This is a genomic window from Streptomyces sp. NBC_00454 (assembly GCF_041434015.1).
Lineage (GTDB): Bacteria > Actinomycetota > Actinomycetes > Streptomycetales > Streptomycetaceae > Streptomyces.
On sequence record NZ_CP107907.1, the window covers coordinates 6,455,665 to 6,480,095 of the forward strand.

Below are 24,431 nucleotides of genomic sequence, written 5' to 3' on the forward strand. Positions count from 1 at the left end.
GCGCACATTTCGCACCTCGGATCCCACCCCCTGCGGGAAGACCGCCCGCCGCTGTCCCCGTCTTCCGCCTCCGCATTGCGCCATGTCACACAGCACTGGAAGAGGAGCGTCCGTGTCCCCACAACCTCCGCACTCCCCACCGCTTCCGCTGTCACCGCCGGCCCGGCAGCCCGGCGGGCCCGCCGCCGCCGACCGTGACCTCGTCGTCGCGGTCAGCCCGTTCGAGGAGCCCAATCCGCGGATCGCCATCGCCGCCGAGCGCGCCGGGTCCCTCGGCCTGCTCGACCTCGGCCGGGACGACGGGGCCGCGCGGCGCGCCTTCACCGAGCTCGCCCGCCGCCTCGGCGGGGGCCGCTACGGGGTACGGGTGCCCGCGGGCTGTCCGATCGGGCCGCAGGAGCTGCCGCCGGAGGTGGACACGGTGCTGCTCGCCGACCCCGCGTCGCACACCCCGGAACGGATCGCCGGCTGGGCGGCGGCCGACGGTCGGCCGCGGGTATGGGCCGAGGTCACCGATCTGGCGCGGGCCGAGGCCGCCGCGGCCGCCGGGGTCGACGCGCTCGTCGCCAAGGGGCACGAGGCCGGCGGCCGGGTGGGCGGGGCCACCACCTTCGTCCTCCTCCAGCAGCTGCTCGCGGACCCCGGGATCGGGTTGCCCGTCCGGGCGTACGGCGGGATCGGGCTGCATACGGCGGCCGCGGCCGTCGCAGGCGGAGCCGCAGGGGTGCTGGTCGACGTACAACTGGCCCTCACGCCGGAGGGGGAGGCCGGGCTGCCCGTCGAAGTGGCGGCGGCCGTACGGGCCATGGACGGATCCGAGACCAGGCTGCTGCAGGACCACCGCGTGTACGCGCGCCCCGATCTGACCCCGCCCGAGGGACCGGTGGCCGCCCTGCTCGGCGCGCGGGACCTGCGTGCACAGCTGCTCCCGGTCGGGCAGGACGGGGCCTCGGCCGCCCGGCTGGCCGCGCGCCACCGGACGACCGGCGGCGTCCTGCGGGCGATCCGGGCGGCCGTCGAGGGACATCTGCTGGCCGTCGTACGGGCCCGGCCGCTGGCGGGCGGCAGGGATCCGGGGCGCCCGCTCCCCGTCGCGCAGGGGCCCATGACCCGGGTGAGCGACCAGGCGGCCTTCGCCGAAGCGGTCGCCGCCGGGGGCGGGGTCCCCTATCTGGCACTCGCGGTGATGGAGGGACCGGAGGTCAGGCGGCTCCTCGCCGAGACCGCCGAGCGGCTCGGGGACCGGCCCTGGGGCGTGGGGCTGCTCGGCTTCGCCCCGGCCGCACTCCGGGCCGAGCAGCTGGCGGCCGTCGCCGAGGTGCGACCCCCGTACGCGGTCATCGCGGGCGGCACCCCGGGGCAGGCGGCCCCGCTGGAGGCCGCCGGGATCCGGACCCATCTGCACGTGCCTTCGCCGGGACTGCTGGAGCGGTACCTCGCCGAGGGGGCGCGGCGGTTCGTCTTCGAGGGGCTGGAGTGCGGGGGGCACGTCGGGCCGCGAGCCTCCTTCCCGCTCTGGGAGGAGCAGATCGAGCTGCTGCTGTCGTGCTCCGAACCGGCCTCGCTGGACGTGCTGTTCGCCGGCGGCATCCACGACGAACGCTCCGCCGCGATGGCCGTGACGGCCGCGGCGCCACTGGCCGAGCGGGGCGCCCGGATCGGGGTCCTCATGGGCACCGCCTACCTCTTCACCGAGGAGGCGGTCGCGGCGGGCGCCGTCCTGCCCCGGTTCCAGCGTGCGGCGGTGGACTGCGCGGACACCGTGCTGCTGCACACCGCGCCCGGACACGCCACGCGGTGTGCGGCCACCCCGTACGTCGAGGCCTTCGAGGCGACCCGGCAGCGGCTCGCGGACGGCGGCGCCGAACCGCGCGAGGTGTGGGAGGAACTGGAGCGGCTCAACCTGGGACGGCTCAGGATCGCCAGCAAGGGGCTGCGGCGCGGTGCGGACGGCTCCGGTCTGCAGCCCGTGGACGAGGAACAGCAGCACGCCGAGGGGCTGTTCATGCTCGGCCAGGCCGCCATGCTGCGCTCCGCCACCACCACGATCGCGGCTCTCCACGAGCAGGTCACCGAAGGGGCGACCGAGCTGCTGCGCCGACGGGCGGAGGAGTTGGCTCCGTCCGGGGGCGAAGAGCCGCCGCCCGAGCCGCTGGACGTCGCCATAGTCGGCATGGCCTGCGCCTACCCCGGCGCACCGGACCTCGCCGCCTACTGGGCCGGGATCCTGGCCGGCAACGACGCGGTGACCGAAGTACCGGCCGAGCGCTGGGACCCGGCGCTCCACTTCGACCCCGACCCGGCGCGGGCCGGTGAGCGCACCCCGTCCCGCTGGGGCGGCTTCCTCGGCCCGGTCCCCTTCGACGCCCTCGCGCACGGCATCCCGCCCGCCTCGCTGGCCGGGATCGAACCGGTGCAGCTGCTGGCCCTGGAGATCTCGGCACGGGCCCTGGTGGACGCCGGGTACGACAAGGACCGCGCCTTCGACCGGTCCCGGACCTCGGTGGTCTTCGGCGCGGAGGCCGGTACCGAACTGGCGGGCGCGTACGGGCTGCGCGCGCTGTACCCCGGCTACCTGGGCGAGCTCCCTCCGGAGCTGGACGAGCAACTCCCGCGGCTCACCGAGGACTCCTTCCCCGGTGTCCTCGCGAACGTCATCGCGGGCCGCGTCGCCAACCGGCTGGACCTCGGAGGCGCGAACTGCACCGTCGACGCCGCCTGCGCCTCCTCGCTGGCCGCACTGGACCTCGCCTGCCGCCAACTGCGCGATCGGGACAGCGACATGGTGCTGTGCGGCGGCGCGGACGTCCACAACGGCATCAACGACTACCTGCTCTTCTCCTCCGTCCGTGCACTGTCCCCGGGCGGCCGCTGCCGGCCCTTCGACGCGGCCGCCGACGGGATCGCCCTCGGTGAGGGGGTGGGGGCCCTCGTACTGAAGCGGCTCGCGGACGCCGAACGGGACGGCGACCGGGTGTACGCCGTGATCAAGGGGGTCGGGGCCTCCAGCGACGGACGGTCCCTCGGACTGACCGCGCCCCGGCCCGAAGGGCAGCGGCGGGCGCTGGAACGAGCCTACGCCCGGGCCGGCGTCAGCCCCGGCGAGGTCGGCCTGGTCGAGGCGCACGGCACCGGCACCGTGGTCGGCGACAGCACCGAGCTGGCCGTGCTGAGCGAACTGTTCACCGCGGCGGGTGCCGCTCCGGGATCCTGCGCACTCGGTTCGGTGAAATCGCAGATCGGGCACACCAAGTGCGCGGCCGGTCTGGCCGGACTGATCAAGGCGGCCCGGGCGGTCCACGCGGGCGTACGGCCGCCGACCCTGCACCTCGGCGCACCGGTCGCGCCCTGGCGGGCGGAGAGCAGCCCCTTCTACTTCGACACCGAGGCGCGGCCGTGGGCGGCGCCCGCGGAGCGGCGGATCGCGGGGGTGAGCGCGTTCGGCTTCGGCGGGACGAACTACCACGCGGTCCTCGCCGGTTACGCCGGATCGGAGGAGCCCCGGCACGGGTCGCAGGAGTGGCCGGCCGAGCTGTTCTGCTTCCGCGGCGCCGACCGGCGGGCGGCGGGCCGGGCCGTGGCGCGACTGGCGGCCAGGCTGGAGGAGAACGACGCCGCCGGGCGCCCCTGGGCGCTGCGCGACCTCGCCGCGGAGGTCGCGGCTGATGCCGGCCCGGTACGGGTCGCGGTCGTGGCCGCGAGCCTGGACGAGCTGGCGGCCCGGCTGGAGCGGGCGCGGGCCTTCGAGCCGGGCGCGGGGGTCCACGTACGGGAAGAGGCGGCGGATCCCGGTCAGGTGGCCTTCCTCTTTCCCGGGCAGGGCAGCCAACGTCCGGGAATGCTGGGCGAGTTGTTCATGGCGTTCCCCGCGCTGCGGGAACTGCTGGACACGGCGCCGGGGGCGGTGGCCTCCGCGATGTTCCCTCCGGCGGCGTTCACCGCGCCCGAGCGGGCCGCGCAGCGGGCTGCGGTCACCGACACCCGGGTGGCTCAGCCGGCATTGGGGCTCGCGGGCTCGGCGGCGCACCTGCTGCTCGGGACCCTGGGCGTACGGCCGGACTGCGTGGCCGGGCACTCGTACGGCGAACTCACCGCGCTGTGGGCGGCGGGAGTGTGGGACCAGGAGAGCCTGCTGCGGCTGAGCGCGCGCCGCGCCGAAGCCATCGTGACGGCCGCCGGGGCGGATCCGGGGTCGATGGCGGCGGTAGTGGCTTCACCGGAGGAGGTGCGGGAGATCGCGGCACGTGCCGGGTGCGTCGTGGCGAACCACAACGCACCTCGGCAGTGCGTGATTTCGGGGCCCTCCGCCGCCGTGGCCGAGGCGGTGGCCGCGCTGCGGGCCGCGGGCGTGTCGGCGGACCCGATCCCCGTGGCCTGCGCGTTCCACAGCGAGGTGGTGGCGGGCGCTGCCGTGGCCCTCGCCGAAGAACTGGCCGGGACGACGCTGGCCGACGCCGCCGTCCCGGTCTGGTCGAACACGACGGCCGGCCGGTACCCGGTCACCGCCACGGAGGTACGGGACCTCGTGGCCCGGCAGGTCGCCGAGCCGGTCCGGTTCGTCGAGCAGGTGGAGAACATGTACGCGGCCGGGGTCCGCACCTTCGTGGAGGCGGGGCCGGGCCGGGTCCTGTCCGGGCTGGTCGGCCGCATCCTCGGCGACCGGCCGCACACGGCGGTCCCGCTGGACGTGCCGGGCGAGCACGGGCTGGTGCGCCTGGTCACGGCACTGGCGGAACTCACGGCGGCGGGAGTGCCCGTGGCGCCGGAGGCCCTGTTCCGGGGCCGCACCTCCCGGCTCCCCGAGCGCGCTCCGCGCCGCCCGGGCTGGCTGGTGGACGGCCACCTGGTCCGCACGTCGAACGGCACCCCGGTCCCCGGCGGCCTGCGCCCGGCCCGCCGGGTGACGGGGGCGGTGCCCGGGTCGGGTGCCTCAGTGGCACCCGGGGTAGTGCCCGTGTCCGGTGCTCCGGCGGGGTCCGGTCCGGTGCCGGGGTCGGCGCTTCGGGCGGCAGTGCCCGGGCCTCCGGCGCTACCCGACGGCCGGGTCAACGGCCACGGGGTCAACGGCCACCGGGTCCACGCGGCGGGCGGCCAGCGGCCCGCAGGAGGTCACCTGTTCGCGGTGGCGGAAGACATGGGAGGACACCAGATGATCCAGACCCCGAGCGCCGACCCGGCCGCCGCCGACAGCCGTGAGGCGGCGGTCCTGGAGTATCTGCGCGGCTCGCGCGAACTGGTCCAGGCGCAGCGCGACGTCATGCTGGGCTACCTGGGCACGTCCGTGCCGGTCACGGCGCGGTCCTGGACCGAGGGGGAGCCGCTCGCGGCGTGGTCCGGGGCTGCCGCGGAGCCGGTCGCGGCCCTGGAGGCTCCGGTTTCCGACCCCGGCCCCGGCCCCGGGGTCGCTCGGGGCACGTGGCCCAGCGTCTCCGCCACCCACACCGCCACGGTCACGGGACCTGCTGCCGCTCCAGGCGGCCCCATCCGGTCACCCGAGGAGGTGATGGACGTGCCCGACGTGCCCGACGTGATGGACGTGATGGACGTGATCGTGGAGATCGTCCACACCCGGACCGGATACCCGCGGGACATGCTCGACCCCGAGCTGGACCTGGAGGCGGACCTGTCCATCGACTCCATCAAGCGGGTCGAGATCATCGGCGCCCTGGCCGACCGGATCGGTCTTCCGCGGGACGCCGGCGGCTCCGTCGAGTCCGCCGTCGAGGAGCTCTCCCGCATCAAGACCCTGCGCGGCATCGTCGACTGGGTCACCGCCCACACCGCGCCCGAGGCGAGCCGTCCGGCGGACCCGGCGGCGTCCGGCCGCCCCGCGCTCGGTCGGTTACGGGTCGACCTGCTGCCCCTGCCGGCGCCCTCCACGGACCCGGAGGTCCTACGGGGGCTGCGGATCGGGGTCGTCGGGGACGGCCTGGGCGTCGCGCCCGCCCTCGTGGGAACCCTGCGGGAGCACGGGGCCGACGTACGGCAACTCGCCGAAGCCGACGCCGGGTTCGACGCGGTCCTCGATCTGTCCGCCTTGCGGCCGGGTACGGATCCCGTTCTGCCCGATGCCTTCCCCGGATTGCAGCGGGCCCTGACCGGTGGTGTGCAGCGGCTCCTCCTCGTCACCGCGCACGGCACTCCCGGAGCCGGCCTGCACGGCTTCGCCCGCAGCGCCGCCCTCGAATTCCCCGGCAGGCTGATCCGCGCTGTGGACGTCCACCCCAAGGAGGACCCCGGACGGATCGCGGAGCAGCTCCTCGCCGAGCTGAGCTGCGTACTCCCCGGGCTCCCCGGGACCTCCGGACTCCCCGGGTCCTCCGGCTCCGTCGCGGCCCCGGAGGACCCCGCCTCCGTCGGGTACACCGCCGAGGGCGTACGCGTCACCCGCCGTCCCGTACCCGCGCCTCTTGCGTCCACGGACGGCGCGGTGCCCCTCGACGCGGAAGCCGTCGTCCTGCTGACCGGCGGGGCCCGCGGAATCACCGCCCGGACCGCCGTCGCTCTGGCCCGGGCCACCGGATGCCATGTCGAGCTGGTGGGACGTACGCCCCAACCCGCCTCCGAAGCAGATGAGTTCGGGCACGCAGGCGACCGGGTCGCGCTGCGCGCCGCCCTGATCGCCACCGGTCTGCGCACCCCCGCGGAGATCGAGGCCGCGGCCTCGCGGATCCTCGCCGAACGCGAGGTGCGGGCCACCCTGACGGCCCTCGGCTCGGTGGCCGCGTCCGTCCGCTACCACTGCGCGGACGTCACCGACGAGCGGGCGGTACGGGAGGTCGTGGCCGGAGTGCGGGAACGGCACGGGAGGCTGGACGGCATCGTGCACGGTGCCGGGACCTTGAACGACGGGCTGCTCCGCGACAAGCGACCGGAGGCCTTCACCGAGGTGTTCACCACGAAGGTGACGGGTGCCCGGAACCTCGCCGCCGCCGCGGCCGAGCACGGCACGGCGCCCGCACCCCGGTTCCTCGCCCTGTTCGGGAGCGCGGCGGGGGTGTACGGAAACCGGGGTCAGTGCGACTACGCCGCGGCCAACGACGCCCTCGACGCCCTCGCGCACACCTGGGCGCCCGGCGGTATCGGTGCACCCTTCCCGGGCCGTGTGCTGTCCGTGGACTGGGGGCCCTGGGCCGCGGAGGCGGGCGGGATGGTCAGCCCCGAACTGGCCCGTGCGTACGCCCGGCGCGGCATACCGCTCATAGAGCCCGATGCCGGCACCGCCGCGTTCCTCGCCGAGCTCGCGCACGGGACCGACGTACAGGTGGTCCTGATGGCCGAGGGGCGTGAGGGACGTGACTGACCGGCAGCGAGGGCGCCAGCGCGGCCCGCGTCCCACCGACGCGGCGATCGTCGGAATGGGGGCGGTGTTCCCGGGGGCCGCGGACCTGGCCTCGTACCGCCGCAACCTCCTGGCCGGCACGGACTGCATCGGCGAAGTCCCGCCCGGACGTTGGGATCCCGAGGTGTACTACGACCCGGCCGGCGCCACCGGACCGGCTGCCAGTGACCGCTTCTACTGCCGGCGGGGCGGTTTCGTGGACGGGCTCGCCGCCTTCGATCCGACCCGGTTCGGCATCATGCCGGCCGCGGTGGAAGGGGCCGAGCCGGACCAGATGCTGGCCCTGCACGCGACCGCCGAGGCCGTCGCCGATGCGGGTGGCGACAGCCGCCTGCCGGCCGACCGCTCCCGGATCGGGGTGGTCCTGGGACGCGGCGGGTTCATGGGGGCGGCCACCGCACGGCTCGACCAACGGGTCCGTACGGCCCACCAGTTGGCGCAGACCCTACGGGAACTGGCGCCCGAGCTCGGCGAGCGGCGGATCGCGGCGGTGCGCACGGCCTTCCAGGACTCCCTGGGTCCTGAACGACCGGACGCGTCGATCGGACTCGTACCGAGCTTCACGGCCGCCCGGACCGCGAACCGGCTGGACTTCCGCGGTCCCGCCTACACCCTGGACGCGGCCTGCGCCTCCTCGCTGCTGGCGGTGGACCAGGCGGTGGGGCTGCTGGCGGGCGGGCGCTGCGACGCGGTGGTCGCCGGGGCCGTGCACCACTGCCACATCGCCACCCTGTGGAGCGTGTTCACGCAGCTGCGGGCCCTGAGCCCCAGCGAGCGCATCCGGCCCTTCGACCGGCGTGCCGACGGAACCCTGCTGTCCGAGGGCACCGGAGTGGTGCTGCTGAAGCGGCTGGCCGACGCGGAGCGCGACGGCGACCGGATCTACGCGGTGATCCAGGGCACGGGCGTGGCCGGGGACGGCCGGGCGGCGAGCCTGATGAGCCCGCTCGTCGCGGGCCAGGTGCAGGCACTGGAAAGGGCCTGGCGGCAGGCGGGCCTGGATCCGCGGGCCCCCGGATCGCTGGGCCTGCTGGAGGCGCACGGGACCGGAACCCCGGTGGGGGACGCCGCCGAACTGGACACGCTGGCCCAGGTGTTCGGCGCGCCGCCGGCGGGCGGGGGTGACATCGGCTTCGGCTCGGTGAAATCGATGCTCGGGCACACCATGCAGGCCTCCGGGATGGCGGGGCTGATCAAGGCGGCCCTCGCGGTGCACGAGGGGGTGCTGCCGCCGACGCTGCACCTGGAGGAGCCGCACCCGGACCTGTCCCGGACCCGGATGTCGCCGGTGACGAAGGCCCGGCCGTGGGAACGCGGTCCGCAGCCGCGCCGGGCCGGCGTGAACGCCTTCGGCTTCGGCGGCATCAACGCGCACGTGGTGCTGGTGGAGGCCCCCGGTGCCGTCCGGCGGGGCGTGCCCGTACGGCGCTTCCTGCCGCTGGGCGGTTCGGCGCTGCCGGTGGGGGCGCCCGCGCGGGAGGACGTACTCCTGATGGGGGCGGCCGGCGCATCCGAGCTGTCGGCGCGGCTGGCGGACGGCTCCCCGGTATCCGGTGGTGACGGGCCGTGCCGGCTCGCCGTGGTGGGGCCGACGCCCCAGCGGCTCGCGCTGGCCGCGAAGGTGGTGGCGCGCGGCCGGGCCTGGCGGGGGCGCGGCGAGGTGTGGTTCGCGCCGGAGCCTTCGGGCGGCCGGCTGGCGTTCCTCTTCCCGGGCCTGGAGCCGGAGTTCACGCCGGCACTGGACGACGTGGCGGACCGGCTCGGGCTGGAGCGGCCACGGCTGAGCCGGGGCGAGGAGCTGATGGAGCGGGCCCTGGACGCGATCGCGACGGGCCGGTTCTTCGCCCGGGTCCTGCCGGAACTGGGCATCGAGGCCGATGTGCTGGCGGGCCACAGCCTGGGGGAGTGGGCGGCGATGGTCGCCGCCGGGATGTATCCGCAGGACGCGGCCGACACCTTCCTGGACTCGCTGCGGCCGGGGTCGCTCAAGGTCCCCGATCTGGTCTACGCGGCGCTGGGCTGCGGGACCCGGCGGGCACAAGCGGCGCTCCACGGCCTGGACGGGGTGGTGGTGAGCCACGACAACTGCCCGCACCAGTCGGTGATATGCGGGGATCCGGACCAAGTGAGGGCCGTCCTGGCGCGGTTGAAGGCCGATGGAGTCCCCGGTCAGGAACTCCCCTTCCGTTCCGGCTTCCACACCCCGATGTGGGAGCCCTACCTCGGACAGGTCCGTGCCGCCTTCGGCCGGCTCCCGCTGCGGCCGGGCACCCTTCCGCTCTGGTCGGCGACCACGTGCGCGCCGTTCCCCCAGGCGCCCGACGACGTGCGCGAGCTGGTGGTCCGCCACCTCCTGGAGCCGGTCCGGTTCCGCGAACTGGTGCTCGGGCTGTACGAGGACGCGGGCGTCCGCGGCTTCGTCACCCTGGGGCCGGGAAGCCTGCCGGGCTTCGTCGAGGACACGCTGCGCGAGCGCCCCCACCTCTCGGTGTCGGCTTCCTCGCCCCGGCTCGGGGGCCTGGCCGCCCTCCGGCGCACCTGCGCCGCCCTGTGGACCGAGGGGTACGCCCCGCGCTGGGAGCGGCTGACCGCTGCACCGGGCGCCCCGGCGGGACCCCCTGCCCGGCCCGCACCCGCCGATGCGCCCGCGCCGTCCGCACGAGGGCGTTCCGTGCCCCTGGACCTCGGGTCGCCGCTCGTCCGTCTCGGCGCGGCGGCACGCACCGCCCTGGGCGGCCTCCTGCCCCCGGCCGGCGCCCCGGTCCCGGCCCTGCCGGCGGCCCCACCGATTCCATTGGGCCCTGCCACCCCCGCTGCCCCGGTGGCCGCGGGACCCCGACCGGTCCTGCTCTCGGCCCTGGACGCGGACCGCGCCGACACCCACCCGGACGCCGCGGGCCCGCCGCGGCCGACGGACCCCGTCGCCGGTTCCGGTCGGGGAGGCGTCGGGGCGAAGCAGACCATGCGGCTCTCGCTGGCCGCGCTGCCCTACGTACGGGACCACTGCGTCTACCTGCAGCCCGAAGGCTGGCCGGAGGCGTCCGACCGGTTCCCCGTCGTGCCCATGACGACGATGCTGGAGCTGGCGGCCGAGGCCGCACTGCGGCACGCCCCGCCCGGTCTCGCCGTCATCGGCTACGACCGGGTACGGGCCCTGCGCTGGCTCCCCGTCGAACCGGCCCTCGACGTGGAAGTCACCGTCCGCGGCGACGGCGACGGTCCCGGCCGCATCCGAGTGACCCTCGGGGAGTACGCCGACGTGGTCGTGCTCCTCGGGGAGCGGTACGGTCCGCTGCCCGAACCCGATCCGACGCCCCTGCGGGACCCGCGGCCGGCCCCGGTCAGCGCCGAGGCCCTCTACCGGGACCGGTGGATGTTCCACGGCCCCCGCTTCGCCGGGGTGCACGAGGTGCTGGCCGTCGGCTCCGACGGCATCCACGGGGTGCTGCGGGCGCTGCCCGACCCGGGGGCGCTGCTCGATGCCGCGGGGCAGCTGTTCGGGCACTGGATGCAGCTGCGGCTCCCGGTCGACCGGCTGGTGTTCCCGGCCACCGTGGACCGGATCCGGTTCTCAGGACCCCCGCCCGCTCCCCACGAGCTGGTGACCGCCACGGCCCGGATCCGGGAGGTACGCGACGTCACCGTGCGCGGTGACATCGAGCTGCGCCGGGCCGACGGCCGGGTGTGGGCCCGGATCGACGGCTGGACGTACCGCCGGTTCGGCGCCGACGAACGGGTCTGGCCGATGAAGTTCACCCCGGAGGTGTGCGGCATCGGCGAACCCCGGCCCGAGGGGTGGTGCCTGGCCCGGCGCCGCTGGAACGACCCCGCCTCGCAGGAGCTCGTCATGCGCCGCTACCTCGGCGCCGCCGAGCGCACGGCGTACGAGCGGCTGGCGCCCAGGGCCCGGGCGCCCTGGTTGCTCGGCCGGATCGCCGCCAAGGACGCGCTGCGGCAACTGCTGTGGGACGAAGGAGCCGGGCCGGTCTTCCCGGTGGAGGTGCCCGTGGGCAACGACCCCGCGGGCCGGCCCCGCGCCGGGGGAGCCCTGGCCGGGGGAGTCCGGCTGGCGATCGCCCACAAGGACCGGATCGCGGTCGCCCTCGCCCACCGCGACCACCCGGTCGGCATCGACCTGGAGCCGGTGACCACCGATCCGGACGCGCTGATCCGCATCGCGCTGACACCGGGCGAACTCGCCCTCGCCGAGCAGCTCGCGGCCCACGAGGGCACCGGCCTGCCGGCCGCCCTCACGACGCTGTGGTGCGCCAAGGAGGCGGCGGCCAAGGCGGCGGGAACCGGGCTCGGCGGCCGGCCGCGCGACTGGCGGACGGCCGGCGACCCCGGCTCCGGCCGGCTGCGGGTGCTGTCCCCGGACGGGCACCCGTACCCGATCCGCACCACCCTGCTCGCGGACGTGCCGCCCGACCACATCGTCGCCTGGACCGACCGTCCCGCGACCTTGTCCCCCGCCCCCTTCCACCTCACGGAGACCAGTCATGGCAGCTGACATCCTCGCCGAAATCACCGGCATGCTCGTGGAGATCGTCGGTGACGAGCACCTCCTCGCGGACGAGGTCACGATGGAGACGACGTTCAACGAGGACCTCGCCCTGGAGAGCATCGAGTTCGTCGCCCTCGCCGAACTCCTCCACCACCGCTACGGCGCGGACGTGGACCTGATGGGTTTCCTGTCCGAGAAGGACATGGACGCCATCCTCGCCATGTCCGTCGGTGAACTCGTCACGCACATCGGGCGGATCACCCACGCCTCCCTCGTCCGGGTCTCGGCGGCCGGCGCCGCGGCGCCCGCGTCGAACGGCTGATCCCGCCATGGCCTTCGTCCCCGCGGGCTCCGTCCGCTTCCACGTCCAGCAGCTCCCGGCCGCCGCGGGCGCGGCCGGCTCCGACCGTCCCGAACGCCCCGTAGTGGTGTTCCTGCACGGACTGGTCGTCGACAACCTGTCCTCCTTCTACTGCCCCCTGGCCGTCCCCGTGGCCCGGGCCGGCCACGAGGTCGTCCTCTACGACCTCCGCGGCCACGGCCGCACCGAACGGCCGGCCACCGGCTACGACAGCCGCACCGCCGTACGGGACCTCTCCGCGCTGCTCGGCGCGCTCGGCCTCGGGCAGCGCCGGGTGCACCTGGTCGGCAACAGCTACGGCGGCACCCTCGCCCTGCACGTCGCCCTCGCCATGCCCGACCGGGTCGCCGGACTCACCCTGCTCGAACCCCCGCTCGGCGGGGCCTGGGTGGAGAACATGGTGGACACCCTCTCGGCCGCCGCCCTCAGCCTGGAGGACAGCCCCGTCCCCTCCGAACTGCGCACCCTGCGCCTGCGCAAAGCGGCCAGCCTCACCGCGATCGCCGACGACCTGCTCAACCGCACCACGCTCATCGACGACATCGCGGCGAGCCGCACCTTCACCCCGGCCGACTACGCCGGGCTGCGCTGCCCGGTCCTGATCGTCTGCGGGGAGCACTCCGAACTGGTCCCCGGCGCACGGGAGCTGGCCCGCCACGCCCCGCACGTCACCGCCGTCGAGATCCTGCCGGGGCTGGGGCACGACGTACTGAAGGAGAGCAGCGGAGCGCTCCGGGCGGCCGTGCTCGCCCACCTCGACGCGGCGTCCGGTGCTGCCTGCGAAGTGGCGTCCGGGGTGGCGTCCGGGGTGTCGGCGCAGGCGCTGACGGAACCGCCGGCCGAGGCGGCGGCGCGCCCGCGGACGGGGGTGCTGGTCCCGTGAAGGTGCTCTTCACCGTGCCTCCGCTGGCGGGTCACGTCAATCCGACGGTGGCGGTCGGGTCCGAAATGGCCGCCCGGGGCCACGAGGTCGCCTGGACCGGCCCGGCCGGGGCGCTCTCCCGGCTGCTGCCCGAGCACGCCCGGATCCTGCCCGCCGGAGAGGAGGCGGGCGGCGGGTACGAGGCGCTGCACGCCCGTTGGCGCGATCTGCGCGGGGTCGGGGCGCTGCGCTTCCTGTGGGAGGAGGCACTGGTACCGCTGGCCAGGTCGATGGTGCCGGGTGTCAGGCGAGCGGTCCACACCTTCGGACCGGACGTACTGGTCGCCGATCAGCAGGCTCTGGCCGGCCCCCTGGTCGCACGCGAGCTCGCAGTGCCGTGGGCGACCTCCGCCAGCACCTCGGCCGAACTCACCCGGCCCTTCGCGGAGTTCCCGAAGATCGGGGAGTGGGTGGCCGCGCAGATCGGCGGACTGCTGGCGGACTGCGGTGCCGTGGGCGAAGCCGGCGGACCGGAGTGGGACCCGCGTTTCTCGGACCGGCTGGTCCTGGTGTTCTCCAGCCGTGAACTCGTGGGCGGTGCACAGGACTTCCCGCCGCACTACGCCTTCGTCGGCCCGGCCTTCGGAGCCCGGCCGCCCGCACCCGGATTCCCCTGGGAGCGGCTGGATCCGGCCCGGCGACGGGTGCTCGTATCGCTGGGCACCCTCAACCAGGAGGCCGGCGGCCGGTTCTACGGCGCGGTGCTGGGGGCCGCCGAACGGCTGTCCGGCGAAGTCCAGTTGGTGATGGTGGCCCCTGCCTCCCTGGTCGCGGCGGCCCCCCGGAACGTACTGCTGCGCGACAGCGTGCCGCAGCTGGAGCTGCTGCCGCATCTGGACGCGGTGGTCTGCCACGGCGGGCACAACACGGTCTGCGAGGCCCTCGCACACGGGCTGCCCCTGGTGGTCGCGCCGATCCGCGACGACCAGCCGATCGTCGCGGGTCAGGTCGTGGAAGCCGGGGCCGGTGTGCGGGTGCGGTTCGCCAGGACCGGGGCCGAGGAGCTGCGCGACGCACTGACGGCCGTGCTGGACGACCCCGTCCACCGCCGGGGTGCCCGGCGGATCCAGGCCTCATTCGCCGCGGCGGGTGGCGCAGCCGCCGCGGCCGACCGGTTGGAGAAACTCCTGTGACGCGTTCCCCGTCCCGTTCCCCTCTTCCTCTTCCCCTTCGACTTCCCCCTGCTCCCTCCCGGGGCCGGTGGATCTCCGTGTTGCTGCTGGCCGCCCTCGGCGCGGGTACCGTGCGCGCCGCCCGCCGGCTGCGGGCGATCCCGGTGCTGCCGGTGACCGCGCCCATGGTCGGTCCAGCGGCCGCCGGGGTGCCGCGGGCCGCCGGGTGGCGGCTGCTCACCGCCCGCGGGGTCGAGCCCGACGCCGCCACCTTCCTCGCCGCGTGTGCGCACGCCGAACGGGAGGGGCTGCGGGTACTGGACCTGGTGCCGGGGGATCTGCCCGCCGAGCGGGCGCTGGGCCTGCTGCGACTGGTGGATCCGGCCGGCTACCGGCAGGACCGGCTCGGCGAGGGGCGCGGCGCGGGCTTCGCGGTGCTCGTCCGCGAGTCGGTGCTCGCGCGGGCCGGGGTGGACCCGGCCGAGCCGTGCTCCACTCCAGCGGAACTCCTCGCGCTGACCCGCCGTTTGAAGGAGTACGCCTCCGACGCCACGGGACTGGCCATCGCACCGGCCCTGAGCTGCGGACCACCCGCCGAAGCGGGCGGGGCGGCACGGGCCGGTGAGCTCCGGGCCCAGGGGTTGCCGCCGGGGGCGCTGGCCGCGGCACAGCTCGCCGGGCTGGCGCTGCTGGCGGGTGCCGCCGTACGCCAGGGCCGGTGGGGGGCCGCCGCGGCGGGGTTGTACTGGATCCAGCCGTACCTCGCCCTCGGCCTGCCCGGCGCACCGCTGCGCCCCGGCGATCTGGCCCTGGCCACGGCCGCCCGGCCGGTGCGCTCCCTCGGCGCGGCGCTGCGTACGGCCGCCGCGACCAGTGCTTCGGCGACGAGGGGCGTGGCAGCGGGAGACCCGGCCGTGGGGGGCTCCGTAGCGCAGGACCCGTCGGCGCGGGCAGCCGCCCGGGCCGACGCCTACCGCGGAGACCTGACCGCCGGTACCGACCGGTTCTTCGAACCGCGCCGCCCGGACTGCCCCTGGTGCGGCTCCCCGCGGCTGTCCGTCCGGGTCCGGGTGCCCGATCTGCTCCAGGGCAAGCCCGGCCGGTTCACCCTGGAACGCTGCGGATCCTGCGGGCACGTCTTCCAGAACCCCCGACTGTCCTTGGAAGGCCTGGAGTTCTACTACCGCGACTTCTACGACGGCCGCGGCGGCGAGGGCGCGGCCACGGTTTTCGGACGGCTCGGCGCCGCCTACCGGGGCCGCGCCGAGATGCTCCGCCCCCACACCGAACCGGCTTCCTGGCTCGATGTCGGCACCGGGCACGGACACTTCTGCAACGCGGCACGCGCCGTGTGGCCCGGCACCCGGTTCGACGGGCTGGACATGGGCGAAGGCGTCCACGGGGCGGAGCGTCGCGGCTGGGTGGAGACGGGACACCAGGGCCAGTTCCCGGAGTTCGCGGTGAAACTGGCGGGCCAGTACGAGGTGGTCAGCATGTACCACTACCTGGAGCACACCCGGGACCCGTTCGCGGAACTGGACGCGGCGGCCGCGGTCCTCACCCCCGGCGGGTACCTGACCATCGAGCTCCCGGATCCGCAATCGCGGATGGCAGGGTTGCTCGGCCCGGCCTGGCTGCCCTGGTTCCAGCCGCAGCACCAACACTTGATCCCGGCCGCGAACCTGCGCGAGGCGCTGACCGCCCGGGGGTTCACCGTGCTCGCCGAGGAGCACGGGCAGGCCCACCAGGGCAACGACTTCTTCGGTGCGGTGGCGCTGACCGCGACACGGCTGGCCCCGGACCCGGACCGGCCATGGGCCGACCCGGCCACGCCCGGCCGGCGTGCCCTCGCCCATGCCGTACGGGTGGTCGCGCTGCCGTGCTTCGCCACCGCGGCGGTGCTCGACGGGCTGCGCACGGCTGTGGTCCGGCGCACGGACGGCGGCAACGCCTACCGGCTGCTGGCCCGCAAGGACCGGCAGTGACGGGCACCGGGCCCGCCGCTCCCACCGGGCCCGCTCCCACCGGGTCCGCCGCCCCTGCCGTCCCCACCGGAGGCGGCCTCGCCCGCCGGGCCACCGCGGACCCGCTCTTCCGGCTCGTCGCCTACGCCCTGGAGGCCGCGCACGGCCGGCCCCCGGCCGCCGTCTGGAGCGCCCCGTACACCTTCCACCTGGGCTCCCCGGGACTCGTCGCGGCGGCGAGCTGGCCGGTGGCCGCCGCCGCGGCTCCGCGCACCGACGGCCTGGTCCGGCTCAGCTCCCTCGGCCACCCCGCGGACAGCTGCGACCTGCCGCTGACGCTGTCGGGGCCGCCGCCCACCGCCCCGGCCTGGGCCGTACGGCCGTACGCCCTGCTGCGCGCACTGGCCCGGGCCGGGTACGGCCGCGGCGGGACCGACCTGCACGTCCAGGGCTCCCTCACACCGGCCGCCGGGCTGGCCACGGAGGAGGCCGCCGACTGCGCGGTGGCGCTGGCGGTGGCCGACGTACACACACCGGCGGGCGAGGACCCGGACCGCGCGCGGCTGGCCCGGCTGATGGCCGGGGCGTTGCCGGACGGCGACGACGCGTTGCGCCGGGGGGCGCTGTTCGCCCGGCCCGGTAGGGCCCTCCTCCTGGGGCACGGCTCGCGCCTCCGGGAGCCCCAGCGCAGCCGGCAGCGGTACGTCGTCTTCTCCCCGGCCGAATCGGGGGCCCGCCTGGTGCTGCTGGCTGTGCGCCCGGGGAGCGGACACGGTGGCGCGGACGGGCCCTCGGACGGGCCCTCGGACGGGACCGGGGACGGGCCCTCGGACGGGACCGGGGACCTGGCCCGGGCCGTGGCGTGCGCCCGCCGGGCCGGGGCCCTGAGCGCGTGGCCGCCCGGGCAGGGCCCGGGGCGGAGCGTGCTGGTGCTGCTGCCCGGGCCGCGGCTGACGGCGGTGCGGGCGGCGGTCGCGGAGGACTTCCGAGACCGGGGGCGCCCCCTGCCCCGGTTCCTGAACATCGCGGTGTCCGGTGCGGCACGGCGCGAGGAATGACACCACCCATCACGAGGAGGAACCACCCATGCCCATCCGTCCCTCGACAACGAAGCCGACGGCGAGCGCGAGACACCGGGTCCGCCGGTCCGCGTTCATCGCCGGAACCGGCGCACTCGTCCTGTTGGGCACTTTCACCATCGCCAACTCGCAGGCCGCGGAGGATGGTTCCACCGTCCTCGCGAGCGCTGCCGCACTGCCGGCCTACGACCACGTGGTCGTCGTCGTGTACGAGAACAAGCAGTACGGCGAGGTCATCGGCAGCGCCAATGCCCCGTACGTCAACCAGCTCGCGGGCGGCGGCGCGAGCCTGACCGGAATGAAGGCGCTGACCCACCCCAGCCAGCCGAACTACTTCAACCTCTTCTCCGGCGGTACCCAGGGCATCACCGGGGACGGCTGCTACACCCCGCAGTCGATGACCGCGGCCAACCTCGGCCAGGAGCTGATCGCGGCCGGGAGGACCTTCGCGACGTACAACGAGGACCTGCCCGCCGAGGGTTCGACGGCCTGCACCAACGGCCAGTACGCGCAGAAGCACAACCCGTGGTTCGCCTTCAAGAACGTGCCGCTGAACACCGGGAAGACCTGGGCCCAGTTCCCGCAGGGCAATTTCGCCGCGCTGCCGAACCTGTCGTTCGTGGTGCCCAACCAGTGCAACGACATGCACTCCTGCTCGGTCGCCACGGGCGACACGTGGACGAAGAGCAACCTCGACGCCTACGCACAGTGGGCCAAGGCCAACAACAGCCTCCTGGTGCTGACGTGGGACGAGGACAACTATCTCGGCTCGAACCAGATCGCCACGGTCTTCTACGGGGCGAAGGTCAAGACGGGCACGTACGCCACGGCCTTCAACCACCACCACCTGCTGCGCACCTTCGAGGACCTGTTCGGCACGGCGACGCACGCGGGGAATGCGGCCAACGTCCAGCCGATCACGGAGGTGTTCGGCGGCTCCACGGATCCCACCCCGACACCGACTCCCACGCCTACCCCTACGCCGACTCCCACGCCTACGCCTACACCCACCCCGACTCCGGGTGACCTGAAGCTGGCCAACCCGGGCCCGCAGACCTGCAAGGTCAACCAGACCTGCACCATCCAACTCACCACCACCGGCGGGAACCCACCCGTCCGCTACACCGCCACCGGACTCCCCTGGGGCCTCACCATCGACACCAACACCGGCCGCATCACCGGCAAACCCTGGGCCACCGGAACCATCCAGATCACCGCCACCGCCACCGACACCACCAACACCACCGCAACCACCACCTTCCCCCTCACCCTCAACTGGTTCTGAACCAGACGGGACCTCCCGGCCCGGCCTGAACCGTCAGGCCGGGCAGATCGTCTTCGGGAGTCCCGGGGGCAGGCCGGTGCGCTCGTCCTCGGTCAGATCGCGGCCGAGGACCGCGCACAGGTGGCGCTTCCAGAGCCGGGGGTCGAGCCGGAGCACATCCAGGCGGCCGCCGTTCGGGGGAGTGCGCAGCAGTGTCATCCCGCCGTCGATTCCGTCGAGGAAGCCCTGTTTCTCGCCCAGGTCGTACGTCTCGTTGTGGCTGGGGTCCTCGTCCCGCAGGAAGAGGACGGAGTTCCCGTTGGCCAGGTAGAACCCGGAGTTCTTCAGGGCGCCCGCCGTCCACCGGTCGGAGTCCAGCGGCCCCAGAGGTCCCTGGATCCGGTGCAGGCGCTGCCCGGACTGCACGGACCACAGCTCCACCATGGAGCCCGTGGTCAGTACCAAGGCGTAGCGCCCGTCCGGGTGCTGGGCGATGGTGATGACGTCCTGACGGCCCAGGTCGATCCGCAGGTCCTGGTCCTCCTTGCCCGCCTCCAGGTCGAATGCGTGCACGATCGGGTCGCCGTCCAGGGTGACCTGCACGTGTCCCGGCCGGGGGTGTCTGCTGACGAAGAAGTCCGGCATCTCCTTTGCGTCGCCGGCGAGATCGCCCACGTCGAACGCCGGCGAGAGGCGCTGTCCGGTCTCGGCGCTCCAGTGCTCGACCAGCGTGCCCGAGTCGGTCACCAGGTCGTTGTCGCCGAGGAACCGGAAGCTCACCAGCTTCTTCTTCTCCCCGTCCTTCGCGGCGGGCGGTGGCGCCGTTTTGAACTCCGTCACCTTGTGCAGGTCCGGAAGTGCCCGGACCACGATGCGGTTCTCGTCGGCCACGTCGGCCACAAGCGTCTGGGAGCGGTTGATTTCAAGGGCCTGATCCCTCGCACCGGGAGGAGTCGTCGCGTCGGTCGTCACCTCGGCCAGGGTCCTTCCCGGAGGGGCCGTCTCCAGGACCCTCAGCCGGTCGCCGTTCTTACCCGCGCGGACCACCATCTTGTTGCCGTGATCGAGCAGCTGCGGGGGACTGTAGGCGGCCACTCCGTCCGTCCCCGACAGGCGCAATCCGGTGACCGCGGTCGTGCCTCGCGATACCACGACGGGTTCGCTCGGGCTTCCCAGCAGGGGCAGGTTGCCGGTCTTGACGCGGTCGGGTCCCTCGAAGCGCTGGGCCTCCTTGCCGGGCCGGGTGTCCAGCAGCGCCCAATTGCCCTGGTCGTGAACGGCGACGTGCTCGCCCGTGTCGTCGAGGGCGGGATCCTCGCAGCTGGTGTAGCTCCCCTCGGGCGTGTAGCGGTTCAGTTCCCGCCCGTCCGCGGCGCTGACGGCGCGGTAGTCCGACTTGTACCGATCGCCGTCCTTCGACTCTTCGCAGACGGCGAGCACGCTGCCATTGCCCGACACGCCAAGGTTCGCCGAGGAGGAGTGGAGCAGTTCACGTGTTGCGCCGGTGCGGAGGTCGATGGAGACCATCGCGGTGTCCAGACTTCCCGGCTCCGCGTTGCTCCGTTTGCCGACGAGGGTGTCCTCGTTCGGGCCGAACCACACCTGCTCGAGATCGGGCATCCGGTCCGGCAGCTGCCGTAGCTGACCCGTCTTCAGGTCCCACAGCCGCAGCCGCTTGTCGAATGCCACCGCGGCGAGCAGGTTGCCGCCGGGGGAGAAGGCCGCGATGTGGTGGTCGCCCAGGAGTGCCCCAAAGGTGACCTCCTTGAGCTCACCGCCGTGAAGGGTCTGCCCCGGCCCGAGGATGTCGGGTGCGCTGGGGTCCACGTCGTGCCAGACCATGGCATCGGTCTTGGCCTGCACATAGGCGATTTTCCGCCCGTCCCTGCTGACCACGGGGGAGTACGCGTTCTCCGTGAGGCCCAGCTGCTTGCGCAGGACCCTGCCCGCCGCCGTTCTTACGAACAGAGTCGCGAGACCCCGCTCCGTAGTCACCAGCGTCACCCGGCCGTCCGAACTCATCGCTGTCCCGGAGACGTCTCCTCGGACGCCGGACAGCAGGAATGCCGTGTCCCTCAGCCCGTCGTAGCGGCGCAGCAGTGCGCTGCGCGCCTCCTGGGTCGGCGAGACGTCGTAGGCCGCGAGGGCCGACAGGGCCGCGAGGCCCGGATTGGCCTCGCTCATCCCGTCCGACAGGGTGGCCAGCGTGCGCGACCGCCCCTCCGACAGCCGCCGCTCGCTGACCCCCGACTGATAGACGAGGAAGGTCCCGAGCCCCGCGATCAGGGCGAGCACCAGCGCCGAGGCGGTCCATGCGGCGCGTATCCGGGCGCGCAGGCGCTTGCTGTGGCGCTGCGCATGAGCCAGGAACTCCCGTTCTGCATCGGTGAGTTCGCCCTCGCGTCCGTGGAGCCAACCCCGGACGACCAGGAGTTGCAGTGCTCCCGGCAGGAGTCCGGCGGGCCTTCCGTCGCGCTCCCAGCGGTCCCGGTCGTGGCCCAGCTCGGCCCGGCCCGCCAGGAACTGGGCGTCCGCCTTGACCTGTTGCCGCAGGGTGGGCCAGGTCGCGATCAGGGATTCGTGGGCCAGTTCGGCGGTCTCCGGCTCGCCCTCGCCCCCGTGCAGGACCAGCAGCCTCCGCTCGGCCAGCGACTGCGCGATCCGCCACCGCTCCTCGCCGGCCTCCTGCCGGGACAGCCTGCGCCGCAGCGGCAGCGTGCCCCCGGGCAGCATCCGCACCAGGCCGGTCAGGAGCGCCAGTGCCTCCTTCTCCACTGCCTCCCGGCCGCCGACGCACGCCTTCCAGGCGGTCTCGGAATGGGATTCGAGCGCCCCTGACACGCCGCGCATCGCCTCGTACTCCGAGGTCAGCAGGCGGCCGCCGGCCTGGCGCTCCCACAGCTGCTGGAGGACGAACCCGAGCAGGGGGAGGATGCCGGGATCGCCGCCCGTGTCGTTGAGGATCCGCTGGTCGAGCCCCGGATCGTAGGTGACGGCCGGGAGCCGGTCCAGGGGGCGGGTGATCGCCGCCTCGAGCTGCTCCCGGGTCATCGGGGTCAGCGGCAGCGCCGTGCCGTCGCGCAGTGCGGGCCCCAGGCGCGGGTGCTTCAGTACGGCGTCCATGAAGTCGGCGCGCAGTACGACCAGGACGCGCAGCCCGCCGGCCGGGGACTGCTGCGAGAACAGCAGGTCGGCGCACTCGTTCATCTTGGTTTCGGCGTCGTCGCCCAGGAGCGCTTCGGCCTGGTCGAGTACGACGACCAGCTTGCCGCCCGCCTTGCCGCGGACCCGGTGGAGGGTGTCCGCGAGGCCGAGGTCCGTGAGCCAGCGCTCCACCCGGTCGGGGTCGGACCGGGTCGCCCTGGACAGTTCGGTGGCGAGCGCGGCGCGCGGCGAGGAGATCTGCCCGGCGTTCAGCGTCAGGACCTCGTACCCGTCCCTGCGCATGCGGGGCACCACGCCGGCCAGCGCCAGGGAGGACTTGCCGCAGCCCGAGGGGCCGTACACGGTGACGACCCTCTGGTCCCCCTTCAGGGCCATGACAATCTTCTCGACGTCCTCGGCCCGCCCGAAGTAGGCGTCCGCGTCCGTCTCCTGGAAGGCCTCCAGGCCGGGGAACGGCGAGGGCGGGCGGACGACCACGGCCAGCTCGGGGATCTCCCGCAGGATCGTCCGGGTGCGCAGCACGTAGCCCTGCTGGGCATCCTGTTCGGGCTGGGCCGCCACCATGACCCCGACCACCGCGCCCAGTTCGACGTCCCACACTGGACTGCCGCTGAAGCCCCGCTTGATGTACGCGGACTCCCGGTCGGCCCGGGACACCTGGAGCCAGCCCTCGCTCGTGGCTCCGCTGAACCGGCCCTTGAACCAGGTCTCGGCGGGCTCGCCGCCCGTGAACCCCACCGCGAGCGCCCCGTGCTCCAGGACGCTTTCGGGGTCGGCCATGGGCAGCGGGCGCGCGCCGGGGACCGCTTCGCGCAGGCGGAGCAGGGCGATGTCCCCCGCGCGGCCGGTGCGGATGGGCACCCAGTGCTCGACCACGGCCGGCCACTGCCGGGGGTCGTCTTCGGTCGGGGCGTCGGTCCGGTCGCTGTCCCGGTCGTCGGTTCGCCCGTCGTCCCGGTCGTCGGTTCGCAGGTCGGCGAGCGGGAGGTCCACCGCGATCCCGGACCCGGTCGGATCCTCGTCGCGGGGTCGCCCCAGCGCGTCCGAGACCACATGGGCGCAGGTCAGCACCAGGTCCGGAGCCACCAGGAAGCCCGCGCCGCCCACGGTCCCGTCCGCACCCCTGACGCGGACGACCGCCGCGCCCAGCGCCGCGTCAGGACTCGGTGCCCCCGTCCACAGGTCCCCCGTCACCGTGTTCTCCCCCGTCCTGCCGGCTCCGCCGAGCCGGATCGCCCTGCGGATTTTCCTCGGCGGCACTACGGCGGTCACTGCGATTCCAGGTCAAACTCACCGAGAAATTGGCCACCGTCGCGGTGCTGGCGATGACCACGCCGGCTTCGGCCGACAGGGACACCCCGAACTCCAGCGTGATCTCGTCCGGCGCGTGGGCGAGCCCCCGGAACCTCCCCACGAAGCTGTCCGCCACGGGTCGCACGGTGTCCAGCATCTGGTCGAGCGACTGCTCGGCCCGCGCTATGGACCGGTCGCCGCGGCCCACCCGTATCAGGCTCTCGTCCACCTCGTGGATCTGCACGCGGACGAAACCCTCGCCGTCCTCGCCCACGGGCACCTCGACTGTACGTACCTGACGGTCACTCATAAGAGGCTCCAGCGCTCGAAATTGCCCGACCGGCAGCAGGTTAGACGAGGCTGCGGCAGGCCGTGCGGGCAACGGTGCGGGCGCCGCTACGATCTCGGGTTCACCTGTCGGAGTCCGGGGGCGGCGCGGGTAGTTCCACCATGATCCGGATCCCGCCGGCGGGCCGCGGGGTGGGGGTCAGCGTGCCCTCGTGTGCCCGGGTGACGGTCCTGACGATGGTCAGCCCGAGGCCGACGCCTCTTCGGCGGGCTGCTCGGCGACAAGTCCCGGTCGGGCGGTGACCTCAAGGTGGCCAGCCACAACGTCGCCGCCGGGAATCCGGACCCGGCCGGAACTGCGCGCGACCTGGCCGTCTCGGGCGTGGACGTGCTCGCACCGGAGGAGCTGACCGAGGAGGACAGGTGCACCTACGAGAAGGGGCTGGCGAAGGCGTACCCGTACCACGCGGTGCTGGGCACGGTCCGGGCTGTGGAGCAAACTGCCGCTCTCCGACACCCGCCCGGTAGACCTCAAGCAGGACGTCGGACCGCTGGGGGACACCAAGCCGGCCGAAGCCAAGGCGGCCTACAACCGGGCGCTGCGCGCCACGGTGGCCACGGGCCGGGGGCCGCTCGCGGTGTACGTGGCCCACCTCGGGTCCGTACGGGCGAACCCCCGGACAGGGTTCTGGACGGAATCGCGGGACAGGAACGCGCAGGCGCTCGGCGAGGCCCTCGCCGCCGAGGAGAACGAGCGGGTGGTGCTGCTCGGCGACCTGAACGGCACGATGGACGACCGCGCGTTCGCCGGCCCAGCGACGCCCGCCGCGGACGGATCGTCCCCGGCCGGTTGCACGACGCCGTCCGCGCCTGACAGCCTGGATCCCGAGCCGGTTCGACCGCGGGCCGGCCGGACCCGGGGGGACCGTCATGAACGTCAGAGCCACCGCCATAGCCGCCACCGCAGCCTTCGCGCTGGCCGCACTCGGTGCGGGACCGGCCTTCGCCGACAACCACAGCACCGTCGCCCCGCAGGACGTGGTGGTGGGCGCCCACGGCGACGTCATCTACCCGCAGCCGCAGACGGGCCTGCTGTCCCACTCCGACCCGCAGCAGTAGTCGCGCCGCGGGCGCCGC

11 protein-coding genes and 2 pseudogenes are annotated in these 24,431 nt (G+C 74.4%); 10 read left to right on the top strand and 3 right to left on the bottom strand.

Annotated elements, in window-relative coordinates; translation table 11 throughout:
* Window positions 1–112 precede the first annotated feature (112 nt).
* From OHU74_RS29520 to OHU74_RS29555, 8 genes are all read left to right on the top strand, one after another.
* On the top strand, window positions 113–7,303 hold the full coding sequence (locus OHU74_RS29520; RefSeq protein ID WP_371618678.1) for an SDR family NAD(P)-dependent oxidoreductase: 7,191 nt from the start codon (window positions 113–115) through the stop codon (window positions 7,301–7,303).
* Window positions 7,296–11,852, top strand: a complete 4,557-nt coding sequence (locus tag OHU74_RS29525) for a beta-ketoacyl synthase N-terminal-like domain-containing protein (RefSeq protein WP_371618679.1) — start codon at window positions 7,296–7,298, stop codon at window positions 11,850–11,852. The genes OHU74_RS29520 and OHU74_RS29525 overlap by 8 nt, the downstream gene beginning before the upstream one ends.
* Window positions 11,842–12,168 (top strand): acyl carrier protein, encoded by a 327-nt coding sequence (locus OHU74_RS29530; RefSeq protein WP_371618680.1) that lies wholly within the window; start codon window positions 11,842–11,844, stop codon window positions 12,166–12,168. Before OHU74_RS29525 ends, OHU74_RS29530 begins: the two co-directional genes overlap by 11 nt.
* Before the next feature lie 7 nt (window positions 12,169–12,175).
* Complete coding sequence (locus tag OHU74_RS29535) at window positions 12,176–13,090, top strand: alpha/beta fold hydrolase (RefSeq protein ID WP_371618681.1); 915 nt, start codon at window positions 12,176–12,178, stop codon at window positions 13,088–13,090.
* Window positions 13,087–14,262 (top strand): glycosyltransferase, encoded by a 1,176-nt coding sequence (locus OHU74_RS29540; RefSeq protein WP_371618682.1) that lies wholly within the window; start codon window positions 13,087–13,089, stop codon window positions 14,260–14,262. The genes OHU74_RS29535 and OHU74_RS29540 overlap by 4 nt, the downstream gene beginning before the upstream one ends.
* A 77-nt stretch (window positions 14,263–14,339) precedes the next feature.
* Entirely contained in the window at window positions 14,340–16,226 is a 1,887-nt protein-coding gene (locus tag OHU74_RS29545) for a class I SAM-dependent methyltransferase (protein WP_371618683.1), read from the top strand.
* Window positions 16,223–17,263, top strand: a complete 1,041-nt coding sequence (locus OHU74_RS29550) for a galactokinase (protein WP_371618684.1) — start codon at window positions 16,223–16,225, stop codon at window positions 17,261–17,263. Before OHU74_RS29545 ends, OHU74_RS29550 begins: the two co-directional genes overlap by 4 nt.
* Window positions 17,264–17,291: 28 nt before the next feature.
* Window positions 17,292–18,569 (top strand): alkaline phosphatase family protein, encoded by a 1,278-nt coding sequence (locus OHU74_RS29555; RefSeq protein WP_371618685.1) that lies wholly within the window; start codon window positions 17,292–17,294, stop codon window positions 18,567–18,569.
* A gap of 33 nt (window positions 18,570–18,602) precedes the next feature.
* Here OHU74_RS29555 and OHU74_RS29560 read toward each other — a convergent pair whose 3' ends face one another.
* The 3 genes and pseudogenes from OHU74_RS29560 to OHU74_RS29570 all read right to left on the bottom strand — a co-directional run.
* Entirely contained in the window at window positions 18,603–22,907 is a 4,305-nt protein-coding gene (locus OHU74_RS29560) for a trypsin-like peptidase domain-containing protein (protein ID WP_371618686.1), read from the bottom strand.
* A complete protein-coding gene (locus OHU74_RS29565; protein ID WP_371618687.1) occupies window positions 22,870–23,316 on the bottom strand; it encodes a CU044_2847 family protein in 447 nt (148 codons plus the stop codon). Before OHU74_RS29565 ends, OHU74_RS29560 begins: the two co-directional genes overlap by 38 nt.
* Window positions 23,317–23,416: 100 nt before the next feature.
* Window positions 23,417–23,557: pseudogene (locus OHU74_RS29570) on the bottom strand (ATP-binding protein); the annotation flags it as partial.
* Between OHU74_RS29570 and OHU74_RS29575 the strand changes: the two are divergent.
* Window positions 23,554–24,106, top strand: a pseudogene (locus tag OHU74_RS29575) (endonuclease/exonuclease/phosphatase family protein); the annotation flags it as partial. The pseudogenes OHU74_RS29570 and OHU74_RS29575 sit on opposite strands and share 4 nt — an antisense overlap.
* A gap of 118 nt (window positions 24,107–24,224) precedes the next feature.
* A complete protein-coding gene (locus OHU74_RS29580; protein WP_371618688.1) occupies window positions 24,225–24,413 on the top strand; it encodes a hypothetical protein in 189 nt (62 codons plus the stop codon).
* The last annotated feature ends 18 nt before the right edge of the window (window positions 24,414–24,431 follow it).

Bases quoted from the DNA above. Each gene is read 5' to 3' on its own strand.
- OHU74_RS29530 (WP_371618680.1), top strand. From the start codon at position 11,842: ATGGCAGCTGACATCCTCGCCGAAATCACCGGCATGCTCGTGGAGATC.
- OHU74_RS29535 (WP_371618681.1), top strand. From the start codon at position 12,176: ATGGCCTTCGTCCCCGCGGGCTCCGTCCGCTTCCACGTCCAGCAGCTC.
- OHU74_RS29555 (WP_371618685.1), top strand. From the start codon at position 17,292: ATGCCCATCCGTCCCTCGACAACGAAGCCGACGGCGAGCGCGAGACAC.
- OHU74_RS29565 (WP_371618687.1), bottom strand. From the start codon at position 23,316: ATGAGTGACCGTCAGGTACGTACAGTCGAGGTGCCCGTGGGCGAGGAC.
- OHU74_RS29580 (WP_371618688.1), top strand. From the start codon at position 24,225: ATGAACGTCAGAGCCACCGCCATAGCCGCCACCGCAGCCTTCGCGCTG.